The organism is Sedimenticola selenatireducens DSM 17993 (genome assembly GCF_000428045.1).
Lineage (GTDB): Bacteria > Pseudomonadota > Gammaproteobacteria > Chromatiales > Chromatiaceae > Sedimenticola > Sedimenticola selenatireducens.
The window spans coordinates 17,817-30,306 of the sequence record NZ_ATZE01000027.1 but is presented as its reverse complement, the minus strand read 5'-3'; the positions used below and the strand labels follow the sequence as shown (position 1 = coordinate 30,306).

Annotated in this window: 7 protein-coding genes; all 7 read right to left on the bottom strand. The window is 58.1% G+C overall.

Annotated features, from left to right (window positions below; translation table 11 throughout):
* Positions 1-125 precede the first annotated feature (125 nt).
* The gene (locus A3GO_RS24240) at positions 126-857 is read right to left on the bottom strand and encodes a nucleotide-binding protein (RefSeq protein WP_051302495.1); all 732 of its coding nucleotides are present in this window, start codon (positions 855-857) and stop codon (positions 126-128) included.
* Between the two features lie 341 nt (positions 858-1,198).
* Positions 1,199-3,034 (bottom strand): exodeoxyribonuclease V subunit alpha, encoded by a 1,836-nt coding sequence (recD, locus tag A3GO_RS0116830; RefSeq protein ID WP_051302493.1) that lies wholly within the window; start codon positions 3,032-3,034, stop codon positions 1,199-1,201.
* Positions 3,031-6,624 carry an exodeoxyribonuclease V subunit beta gene (gene recB, locus A3GO_RS0116825; RefSeq protein ID WP_029134398.1) on the bottom strand — a complete coding sequence of 1,198 codons (3,594 nt, stop codon included), beginning with the start codon at positions 6,622-6,624 and terminating at the stop codon, positions 3,031-3,033. The genes recD and recB overlap by 4 nt, the downstream gene beginning before the upstream one ends.
* Position 6,625: 1 nt before the next feature.
* Positions 6,626-9,838, bottom strand: coding sequence for an exodeoxyribonuclease V subunit gamma (recC, locus tag A3GO_RS0116820; RefSeq protein WP_029134397.1), 3,213 nt, complete (start codon positions 9,836-9,838; stop codon positions 6,626-6,628).
* A gap of 94 nt (positions 9,839-9,932) precedes the next feature.
* Positions 9,933-10,655, bottom strand: coding sequence for an orotidine-5'-phosphate decarboxylase (gene pyrF, locus A3GO_RS0116815; RefSeq protein ID WP_029134396.1), 723 nt, complete (start codon positions 10,653-10,655; stop codon positions 9,933-9,935).
* A gap of 52 nt (positions 10,656-10,707) precedes the next feature.
* On the bottom strand, positions 10,708-11,871 hold the full coding sequence (gene lapB / locus A3GO_RS0116810) for a lipopolysaccharide assembly protein LapB (RefSeq protein WP_029134395.1): 1,164 nt from the start codon (positions 11,869-11,871) through the stop codon (positions 10,708-10,710).
* Positions 11,872-11,951: 80 nt separating this feature from the next.
* Positions 11,952-12,239: a LapA family protein gene (locus tag A3GO_RS0116805; RefSeq protein WP_029134394.1), complete on the bottom strand. Its 288-nt coding sequence runs from the start codon at positions 12,237-12,239 to the stop codon at positions 11,952-11,954.
* Between the last annotated feature and the right edge of the window lie 251 nt (positions 12,240-12,490).

The following is a 12,490-nucleotide window of genomic DNA, read 5'->3' as shown; positions in this document are numbered from 1 at the left end:
GGATGAATGGGTTATCCCAAATTTATATTTATAAGGGCAGTAAAAAAAATACTGTATTGATTTAACAGGAAAAACCTTGCCCGAAATCGCTTATCCGGACACAGGGAACATCGGGCGGTGTGGCATTAGGAGAGCGCGACGCTTTTCACTTCCGGCTGCCAGCCCTGCAGCTCGGCAAACTTCGCCTCCTGCATGGGTTCCTTGCCCGGAATCGCTTCGTGCAACCAGTTGATAATGGGCTGCCACTGTTTGCGGTCTTTTGATGAGACGCTGCTCTTCATTTCGCAAATACCCATGCCGGACTCCATGGCAATGGCATAGTTGTGGGTATCACGCAGCGAACCAATCAGAGGTATCCCCATCCTGGACGACAGGTCTTCAATTTTCTCATACGTCGCCGTTTTGAAACGCACCCGATTGATGACCATGGCGATCCGCTTACCATGGAGTCGGTTTTTGGCAAACCGCATCAGTTCGGTAAGAAAACCCTCAATCGCCTGTAAATCGATAATGTTGGGCATTACCGGAATCAGGATAGTATCGGCCTTGTTGAACAGCTCCACCAGTTGTCCACCGGTGACACCGGCCGGGGTGTCTATAACCACGACCTCGGTTCCCACTCCGGTATGGAGTTGCCAGGTGCGGGTCATTCCGGTCCGAGACCGTGCGGCATCGATTGAATGGATTTGCGGCTGGGAGGGTTTTCGCATATCCAGCCAGTGGTGGCTGGAGTTCTGTGGGTCGTAATCCATGAGTGCTGTCTTGTAGCCCTGGCCGGCAAAATAGCAGGCCAGCGTGGTGGATATTGTTGTTTTCCCACAGCCGCCTTTTGCGTTGAGCACCATGATATTGTGCATTGAACCCTATCCCCGTTTATTCAAGTTCAGAGACAGCCATTCCCTTGACCCGTGCCCCTTGATGTTCAACCACCTGGATTCTCCGATCCATCGATCTGAATGTGGCCGTTGAAGACCTTCGCGCCAATCCGCACTCAGAGGGTTATCCCCCCTCTTCTTCTGCCGGAAAGTTATTACTTTCTTAAATAGCTGCATGAGTATTATCCGAATTAAAGTGAAAGGCAAGTAATCAGGATCTGTTAGTTGATTTTTAGACAGTTTTTACTCTTTTTGCGGTGATAAGACTCACAAATAACCGGATGGCCAGATATATTTGTCGATAACGGTGATTGTTGTCACACTCACGCCAACGATTTCCCTTCCCCGCCCCACAATTTCTCTCGCAATCCTGAGGCCCTTCTGGTGCACCGCGCAATCGCCGGGGCAAGCATTCCATGCCTGTCCGAGAGGATAAACTCGCGGCGACTTCGGGTGAGTCCGGTGTAGATCAGCTCACGCGTGAGCAGCGGACTCTCCCGCTCCGGCAGGATCAGCAGAACCCGCTCAAACTCTGAACCCTGACTTTTGTGTACCGTCATGGCAAAGGCGGTTTCGTGGGGAGGCAGTCGCGCCGGGCTCACCCGACGTACGCCGCCCGGGGTCTGGAAACAGACCTGCATCTCCCCTGAATCATCCGCCAGCAGGATACCGACATCCCCGTTGTAAAGTTTGAGATTGTGGTCATTTCGGGTAATCAGTATCGGCCGCCCCGGGTACCACGCCACTCCACGGTCTACCAGGCCGACTATCTCGAGGCGATGCCGGATCTCCTGATTCAACCTTGACACGCCGGCTGGCCCCGACCGCAAGGCGCAGAGAACCCGAAAGCCGTCAAAAGCGGCAAACACCTCTTCCACCCTGGCACCACGAGCTATTCGTTCCAAATAGAAGCGATAAGCGGATACGGCAAACGCCACCGGATCGTCCGGTTTCACCAACAACCGGATATCGCCCAGGTCCTCCCGTTCCAGCAGTTGCCGCGCCGCTTCCCCCTCGCCCCGGTTCACCGCCTCGGCAAGCTGTCCGATGCCGCTGTGTCGGCCAAAACGGTAGCTGTGACGCAGTTGCACCACAGAGTTGCCTAATGGATGATGTGCCGGCGTTTCTTCATGAAGAATCTGATTCGTGAACAGTTCAAGCCACTGTTGGAAATCAGCAGTGTAACCGGGGTTATCCCCACAGATATCGCCCAACACCGCGCCAGCTTCAACCGAGGCGAGCTGGTTTCGATCACCCAGCAGGATCAGACGAGCCTCGGCCGGCAAAGCGGCCACCACCTTGGCCATTAGCGCCACATCCACCATCGACGCCTCATCAATGACCAGCAGATCCACCGGTAGGGGATTGGCGGCATCATGTCTGAATTGAACGGAATCCTGCCGACTGCCCATCAGCCGATGCAGGGTCATTGCCTGCGTCGGTATATTTTCCATCAGGTCGGGGGCAACCGGCAGGTGCTCCAGCGCCCTCTGAATGGAGTCCTGCAGGCGGGCCGCGGCCTTTCCGGTCGGCGCCGCCAGGGCGATCACCAGCGGCCGGTCACCGGCCTGTTGCTGCAACAGCGTCAGAATCCGCACAACCGTGCTGGTTTTGCCGGTCCCCGGTCCCCCGGAAATCACCGTAAGACGTTTCTGCACCGCTACAGCAGCGGCGATTTTCTGCCAGTCAGTCACCAGTTCCGGCTGCGGGGGAAACAACAGCGCCAACGCCTGCCGCAAGCGCTGTGGATCCACCGCGGCGACATCTCTCCGACTACGATCCAGCAGCAGGTCGGCCAGTTGCTGTTCATACGCCCAATAACGCTGCAGATAGAGACGTCCTGCCCCGTCCAGGATCAGCGGCCGAAAGTCACCGGGGACACCCACAACCGGAGACTTCCGCAGCAGGCGAATCCAGTCCGCACAGGCGGGCAGTCTAACCTCTCCTTGCAACCCCTCGACATTACGACCGCTCCAATCGGCAAGTCGCAGACAGACATCACCCGCTTCAGTACAGTGGCTGGTCAATGCGGCTGCGAGCAGCACCTCGAGACGTTGATCATCGGCCAGTCGGCCGATCAGAGCGGCAAAATGGAGATCCAGATCGGTGAACTGAACCTGTGTCTTCAATCCCCTGATGATATCCAGCGCCTGACTCATGCCCGGACCTCTATCCCGGCAAAGTAGCGATCCAGTGCCTCAATCAGCCGTTTTGCCGGGCGATCCCGAAAGACACCGTACTCCGCCCCGGTTGCCGGGGACATGCCGCGCATAAACAGATAGTAGACAGAGCCAAAGTGACGTTCATAGTCATACTCGGGAATCCGCTGCGCGAGATAACGGTGTAGCGCCACACTATAGAGCAGGTACTGCAGAAAGTAGCCGTCCCGCGCCATCGCGGAGGCGAGATTGGCCTGGGCGTAATCTACCGGTTGGTCACCCAGCCAGTTGGACTTGTAATCGAGCAGATGATAGCGCCCATCGTCGACAAAAATCAGATCGATAAAGCCCTTCAGGTACCCCTTGATCTCGCCAAAGGAGAGCCGGTGAATCGCCTGTAGCAGGGAGTCCGACACCGCGAATCCCTGTTCGATCAGCAGTGCGGCCAGCCGTTGTGCATGCAGCCGTGACACCGGGTAGTTAAACTCCATCTCCACCAGGCACTGCGCCTTGCCAAGCTGCCTGAGGCATCGCTCACGACCCGACTCAAGCGGGGTATCAAGCACATCATTGACCATTTCACAGACCACAGCCCGCCATTGCAGATCAATGCCGTATTCGGCGAGCTGCTGCTGCACCAGCCTGCGCAATTCATCGGGGCTGTGTCGATTGAAATCAAGCTGCTCGAAAATGGCATGCAGACAGCTGCCGGGGTTGGCGCCCTTGGGAAAGCTGAAGCGGGAGCGGATGGGTGACAGCTCAACCGCAACATCAATCGGTACAAGGGGTTCGTCATGATCCGGCTGGTCGAAGTGGTCACTGCCGGCCGTCAAGGCGGAGAAGCTGGTCACCGCGGTGCCACGACTCAATTGCCGGTTGAATGGTTGCGCGCATAAATCCTCGGTATTGTAACGCTCCTGGCGGACCGAAGCGGACAAGGCGGCGTCCTCCTCCGGGTTCGCCAGGTCAACCTCACAGGGAGTGATTCGCACCTGGCCGGGCTGCCGGTCGGCCCACTGTTGCAGGCGCACCAACAGTTGTGATTGATCCAGGGAACGGAAATGCGCCGCCAGTTCCCCAACCGGATCACCGCCCAGGGGCGGCGGCGGGGGATACAGCAGCCAGGCGAGCGGTGACGCATCGGCCCCGTTCACCTCGCCCCAGGTGATGTAACAACGCTGTTCGGCCCGTGTCAGAGCCACATACAAGAGTCGCAGACTCTCCGCCAGCATTTCGGCCTGGGTTGCTTGTCGGGCCTCCGGCCACTGGGGGGAACCGAGATCCAGTACTGCCCGGTCGTGTTGCCCGGATTCATGAAAACGGCATGCCTCACCCGGCCGAATCGTGCGCAGGCCACCATCCCAGACAAAGGGACAGAATACCACCGGATACTGCAAGCCCTTGCTCTTGTGGATGGTGACGATCTGCACCAGGTTGTCATCACTCTCAAGCCGCAGCTGACGCTGTTCATCCTCGGGCAGCTCCCCCTGCCGCAACTGGCTCAGCCAGTTAATCTGTGCCTCCATGCCGGCGGCGGTATCTCGCTCCTGCTGATGGATCAACTCACTCAGGTGCAGGGTATTGGTCATACGCCGTTCGCCGCCCGGGAGTGCCAGCAACCGCTCGGCCACCCGCTGTTCCCGCATGAGATGGCGGAACATACGCATAAACCCCTGCGCCGACCAGAGCTGATGATAGCTCTGAAACTGCTCCAGATAGCCGGTCAGTTTCACTTCATCTGTGACCAGTCCGGCGATTTCATCCCCGGACATACCCAGCAGATCACTACCCAGCGCGGCGTAGACCAGGCCCTCCCGCTGTGGCTCCATCACCGCTCGCATCAACCGTTCCAGCTCGGTCGCCTCATGAGTCTGGAACACATCCTGTTGGGCACGCTGGACACTGTGAATCCCCCGCTCGGCCAGGGCGTTGCGTATCAACTCACCCTGCCGGTGGGTTCTCACCAGCACGGCGATATCACCCCCGACCAAGGGACGCTCACCAAGGCGGACAGTGCCGTCCCGCCCCGAACCGGTCAAACGGGCAATCTCCCGAGCGGTCCACTCGACAGCGATCTGCGAAGCCTGCTCCTTGCTCTGTTTACCAGGGATAAAACCGACCCTGAAACAGGCCGCATCACCAGCCGGGTCGATCAGTCGCGCCGACTTGCGGTCGGCCGGCCGGGAGGGTTGAAACGGTATCTGCTGAAACAGGAACCCCCCCTGGGGCTGGTCAAACAGCCGGTTGACGGCCTCGATCAGCGGCGGCACGGAGCGCCAGTTTACATCCAGGGTGTAACGTTTCCCGGCCTCGGCGCTGGCTCGCAGATAGGCAAAGATATCGGCGCCACGAAAACTGTAGATGGCCTGTTTCGGATCCCCGACCAGAAACAGCACCCCAGGCTGCTGTACAAACAGCCGCTGAAAAAACTCGTACTGGACCGGATCGGTGTCCTGAAACTCATCGATCAGGGCCGCGCTATAAGTGTGGCGCACCCTCTCCGCCAGCGCTGCGCCACGCTCCCCGCGCAGGGCCGTTTGCAGATTCAGCAGCAGATCGTCGTAGGACTGAACGCGCAATTGCTGTTTACGCATCTGCAACTGCTCATTGACGTAGCGGATCAGTTCACCAAGTAGGGCCACACGAGCCTGCTCATAGCGCTGGTCCAGCGGATCAATTGCGCGCAGCAGCGATTCACAGCTATCAAAGAAGGGATGATCCGGCGCGGTACCATCCTTTTTCAGCGAAGCCGCCAGCGCGGAACTGGCAAACTTCTCCAGCTCCTTGAAGCGCGGCCCGGGATGGGGCTGCAGATAGAGATCCATCGCCAGCACCCATTTATCGATGGACGCTGGACGATATTTATTTCTGTTCAGCCCATCGCACTGCTTGAGCTGGGCCACGATCCCGTCACGTTGGGCCAGCCAGAGCTGGCGCGCCTCGCCAAACCGTGCGAAAAAGTCCGCTTCCCGCTCGGCCAGATCGGCCGGCATGGTCTGCCCGCGGATCTCCAGGTAGGGTTTGTTGATATGACCACGCAAACCGAGAGCGAGTTGATCGGGACTCATACCCTGATCGAGCAGGTACCCGAGCAGGCCGGACGGGATGTCCTGTATCCGACTGCGCCAGAAATCATCCACCACTTCCTGCACCAGGGGCCGCTCATCCAGCAGCATCTCGGTCTGAAACGGCATGCCGCTCTCAAAGGCATTTTCCGACAACAGCCGCTGGCAGAAGCCATGGATGGTAAAGATGGCTGCCCGGTCGAAGCTGAGGATGGCCAGCGTCAGGCGCTGCAGCCGCAGCTCGGTGGTTTGTGCATCGACCATCAGGGCGGCGCGGAACTCATCCTCCTCACCACACTCGACAGCGCGCTTGAGTTCGACCATGCGGGCGCGGATACGCTCCCGCAACTCGGCCGTGGCCGCCTTGGTATAGGTGACGACCAGGATCTGTTCCACCGACAGGCCCTGTTCCAGTATCAGTCGGATATAGAGTCCGGTAATGGTGTAGGTCTTGCCCGTCCCGGCACTGGCTTCAATCAGGTTCATGCCATCGAGGGGGGTCTCAAACAGGGCGAGCCGTTGCATATCAGCTCACCTCCATGGCCGAGAGCAGCGGCGCGAAGACCCGCTCACTCAAGTTCTCAAAGGTCTCATCCAGCACCTCGCCATCGGGGAAGGCGAGCCGGTAGTACGGATTGTCATACTCGGCAAACCCCTGATAGCCGCCGAACCACTTCTGCCGCGCCCGCTGCAGGCAGAGCTCGCGCGGTTTGCCCTCCTGTAACGCCGTGGCGTAACTGCGTGCACTGCGGGCAAACAGCGGCAGCGGCCAACGCAGACCCTCCCAGTAGAGATCCAGCAGATCCCCTAAACGCTCTGCCGCATCGGCGACGGGGTGCAGGGTCACCAGCCCCTCACGGCTGAGCCAGCGGGTGACCGGCCTCACCGCATCTGCATCGGCGACATTCAGCAGCAGATGCCTGATCCACAGGGCAAGCAGTTGAGGATCGGGAATTTTTTCCAGCGAATAGTCGAGCAGACCGGCATGGGAGACCCCCTCCAGCCGCCCCATCAGGCGCAGGCTTCCGTGGGAAAAATCCACCGTCAGGGTTTGGGTCTCCGTCGCCGGATAGAGCGGCTGCAACCGGTCGGCAAATTGTCGGGCGCTGTCGGCCAGACGTTCGAACAACACCAGGCCACTGGTGCCGTGGGGCAGCGTGCCCCGGGCACGTTCCACCAGCAGCCGTTGCCCCGGGGCGCCCCCCTCCATCGACGCCTGCACCAGACGCTGAAAAAGTTCGCTGCGCTGAAAATAGTCCAGTTCGAAGGGATCACGGCTCTCCATCCCCGCCTGTTCGTAGGCGATGGTGATACCCAATCTTGCCGACAGCAGATAGCGGACCGGATTGGTATAGAAACGGATCAATTGAATCAGTTCGACCTGTCGCCAGTGATCCTCCGGTTCTGTCAGCGGCTGTTGGATAAACCTTACAGGTGGAGTGACCTGAGCCAACAGGGCCTTGGCCCCCTGGCAATTGACATCTGCATAGCTGAACAGCCCCGTATCCGGGTAGAAATAGCGCGGACTGAAGGCTTGCAGTGGATGGCGTACGGTCAACTGCAGCGAGGGCAGCCCCCCCTGCTCCGTACGGTAATGGTCATCGAGATAATCGATCACCTCACTCAACAGGACCGAGGGCGGCAGTGAACTGTTATCCCGTATATCCTGGCCGACATAACTGAAATAGAGCTGATCCCGGGCCGATATCAGCGTCTCCAGAAACAGGTAACGATCATCCGCCCGCCGCGATCTATCACCCAGGCGTCGCTGGCCGGCCAGCAGATTGAATCCCACCGGGCGTCGTTCCCTTGGGAAGCTGCCATCGTTCATTCCAATCATGCAGATCACCCGAAACGGCAGGGCGCGCATCGGGGTTAGGGCGCAGAAGCTGACGCCACCGCCGAGAAACCGTCCACCGGAGGGTGACGCAAACTGATCCTGCAGTTGTCCTATCATCAGCTCCCGCGAGATCTTCCCGGCAAAACCTGCGAGTGCGGCCGTTTCGGCAATTCGGCCGATACTGCTGCGCAGCGACTGAACCAGTCGCGACTCCGCCTCATCCGGATCAAAAAAACGATCTATCAGGTCATTTAATCGCGACGCCCAATCAGCCAGCGGAGCGGGCTCCGTGAGCACTCTCTCCAGTTCAAACAGCGCCGTGACAAAGCTGTACAACCCCGCCAGGATCTGCGCGTCTGCTCCTTCCACCTCGGCACAGGGGAGCAGTCCCTGAAACAGTTGTTCATCATTTCCGGGTAGTGCATACCCCAACAGCAGACGGTCCAGACCCTGTTGCCAACTGTTCTGCCCGGTCAGAGGCAGACCCAGCGCCAGCCGTTCCGAGCCATCCCGGCCCCAGCGAATGGCCACGGCTTCCAGCCAATGGCGGATGCGGGGAAGATCCCCCGCCGACAGACCAAAACGGCGGTGCAGGAGCGGCTGTCCCAGCAGGGAGAAAATCTCATCCACCGGATAGCGTCCACCGGGCAGGGCCAGCAGCTGCAGGAACAGCGAAACGATCGGAGTCTCCGTGATCCGGCTGCGATCGGACAGTGTATAGGGGATATGGGTGTGGCCGGCCGACTCGCCGAAGACAGCCTCGATATAGGGGGCATAGCTGTCCATGTCCGGCGTCATCACCAGGATATCACTCGGCTGCAGACTCTCATCCGCGGCAAAACGGGCGAGCAACTGGTCGTGCAGCACCTGCACCTCCCGCATCGGGCTGTGGCAGAGATGGAACTGCAGCGACCGGTCCCCCGGGTCCAGCCGAGCAACATCCTGCCGCTCCTCCATTTCACAGGCATGCAGGATGTCTCGCTGCAGTTGATGCAGCAGCCCATCCCCCGGCGGTTCGACAAACGCTTCCGTGGCGCCCGAGTCATGGTTCAGCAGGGATACCAGGAAATCACTCCCCTGTCCGCCCATGGACGCCAACAGGGGGTTGCCCACCTCCAGATACAGCGCCTGATCTGCGGCATCGAGGGTACGCCGTCCCAGCTCCTCCTCGGAAACCAGATCCATCCAGTAGCCTTCTGCCGGATTCAGGATGAAGAGATGGATCTGGATCCAGCGTGCAGCAAGATTAAGAATCTCCAGATAACCGGGCGACAGGCTGTTCAGGGCAAACAGGCAAATTCGCTCAGGGAGCTGATCCGGATTGATCTGTCCCGCGTCAACCGCCCGCAGCAACCGCTGTTGCAGATCGCCCCAATGTTCCGCATCCCGGTCAGCCACCAGCTCACGCCACAGCACCGCCTGCCAATAGTCACCGGCTATCGCATCACGCCCCTGTTGCCAATGCTCGATCCAGTCAGGACGATAGACCAGATACTGGTCGAAACAGTTGGCAATCTCTCCGGCCAGCTGAAACCGCGTCACTTCATCATCACGCGCCAGGTAGCGGTGCAACGGCTCAAAACCTTGCTCGGGCATCGGTTGCACCAACCGTTCGAACAGCCACCACTGCATCAGTTCGGGTTTAAAACTGTCGGCTTCCGGCACATCCTCCAGCAGTTGCCGAAGCAGTTGCCAGATGAAACCGGCGGGCAGCGGAAACGCCATATTGGCACAGATGGAGAGACGCCGGGCAAGCTGCAGGGAGAGCCAGCGCCCCATGCCGGGATGCTGGACCACAATGGTCTCGGATGCCAGCGTATCAACCAGTGGGCGGCGCAGGGTATCGGCCAGTTGATCGGCCAGCCGTTCCAGTTGATTGCTATGGTGAAGATGCAGCATAGGGGCGTTTATGATTGTCGATTGCCTGAAGCGGTGGTCGCCAGAATATTATCCCCCGACAGGCTCATCCCATGAGCCTGAATTGAAAAAAAGCCTATTGCACGCTGGTAAAGCCGGCAATTTCGCGCTGGATGCTATCGAGGCTCGCCTGGGGATCATCAGCGGCGGTGATCGGCCGACCGATCACCAGCAGGTCCGCGCCGTTGTTCAGCGCATCGAGTGGCGTCATCACCCGCTTCTGGTCATCCTGGGCCGCGCTGGCAGGACGCACTCCCGGAGTAACCAGGAGAAATTCCTGCCCCACCAGCGGCCTCACTTCAGCCGCCTCCAGGGGCGAACAGACGATACCGTCAAGACCAGAATCCGCCGTCAGTCTGGCCAGGCGAATCACGTTGTCCACCGGCGCCCCTGAATAACCGACTTCCGCAATATCCTTCTCACCCAGGCTGGTTAACACGGTAACAGCAATCAGCAGTGGTCGGTGGGTCAGCGGCTCCAGCCGCTCCCGCGCCGCCATCATCATCCTGCGTCCTCCGGATGCATGCACATTCACCATCCAGACACCCAGATCAGCCGCCGCCTCACAAGCTGCCGCCACGGTATTGGGGATATCATGGAATTTCAGATCAAGAAATACATCGAAGCCCTTTCCCACCAGTTTTTCGACGAAAGCCGGACCCAAACGGGTGAACATCTCCTTACCCACCTTGAGGCGACAGGAGGCAGGGTCCAATCCGGATACCAGGTCCAACGCCGGGGCGGCGGATGGGTAATCGAGTGCGACAATAATACGGGGATTCTTGGATACGACGGTCATGGATTCTGCCTTATGAGTTCTGGTATCTGTTCAGTGTGAAGAAAAACCGGGGTCAGATTTCATGGAGTTCATCACGCGGCTTAATGCTGCCCCAGGATTTGCAACTGGGGCACTGCCAGTGCATGGTCTTGGCGCTAAATCCGCAGCTGACACATTGATAGGCCGCACGGCTTTCCAGTATTTTATTCAGAATCTGTTGCAGTATCTGCAAGCTTTCCAACCCATCGCTTTTACCCGCCTTCAGCGAGAGGCCAACCATACGATCCAGACCTTCGAGATTGGGATGGGCATGCAGATAACTGCTTAAAAACCGGATAGCACCCTCTTCACCCTCATCTTCCTGAATGAAGTCGGTCAACGCCAGGACACTACTGACCGACTGGTGGAGTTCATAGAGTTTTCGCAGGTACCTGACCAGTTCTTTCCGGTTACCCAGTTCCCGGTAGCATTCGATAATCGCGGGAAGCACTTCCGAAAGATAGGCCGGATCCTGTTTTTCCACTTGTCGCAAAGTACGAATGGCGTTTTTCGGTGAGCCGTTCATAGCCTCGATTTTGCCCTGCAGAATGGTGGCCCTGACACAATCTTCATCTGACTGCTGCGCTTTCTTCAGCAGCTGGGACGTCTTGATCAGATCCTTGCGGAACTGCGCCTCTTCAGCCAGTTCACAGTAGTAGTGAGCACACTCTTTGCGGCGGGATTTTCCGGTACGCTGTCCTAACTGCTTGGCGACCTGCAGGCATTTATCCCAATCCCTTTCCTGTTGATAGATGGTCAGCAGATTTTCCAGCGCCTGGGCCTGGAACATGTTCATCTCACCCAGCTCATTGAACAGGCTCTCGGCCCGATCGAACAGGCCTGCCTTCATATAGTCCTGTCCCAGTTCCAGCAATGCCTGGGCACGTTGCTCGCGATTCAACATGGGCCTGGCAATCAGGTTCTGATGTATCCGGATGGCACGATCAACTTCGCCACGTCGCCTGAACAGGTTACCCAGTGCCAAATGCGTTTCAACCGTATCACTATCGACCTCGAGCATCTTTATAAAGACATCAATGGCCTTATCCGGTTGTTCGTTCAACAGGTAATTCAGACCACTGAAATAACCTGGCGAGCGATCGGCAACGGTCACCTCCTGGCGGGAGATGCTTCGCTTTGCCGCCCACCAGCCAGAGGCGGCGGCGACAGGTAACAGTAACCAGAAAAATTCCATCATAATGGCTTCAGCGGGTCACCGGCTGGGGGAAGGTAAAACAGAAGAAACTGAACGGTATCATCCCTTTCCGTAACATGCTTTCAGTTGTCCTTAATCGGAATCGAACGCAGATTGTTCACTTCCTGGCGGGCAATTCTTGCCTTGTGCCGGAGGCTCATATTTTCCCTGCGCAACCTCAGCGAGCTGCTCAACGTGGCAAGCACCCCCAGTATCGCACCCAGACCGACAGCCGCAACCAGTATCACCGACAGGGGCAGTTCTTTCACCCCGAAATAGTAGTTGAGTCGCACAGTCTCGGCATTCATGACTGCAAACGCAGCGCCGATCATCATGATCAGTAGAATGAAAATCAGCTTTAGAAATCGCACGGTCTAATCTCTCCCATGGTCGATCGGATTCCTGTAGCGGGTATCATAACCAAGATTCTGCTGGAACCGTACCTGGAAATTGCCACGCCAAGGACAACAAGGCATCTATCCCGGCTGTAATTCGGCTTTGGTCTGAAAACGATAAGGAGATGCCAGCGGAATATGGTATCTATATTCCCACTTGAGACGGCAGATTCAAATAATGTTTCAGCAACAGGGGGCACCGCCCTGGCAGGTGGCAATTGCGTGAT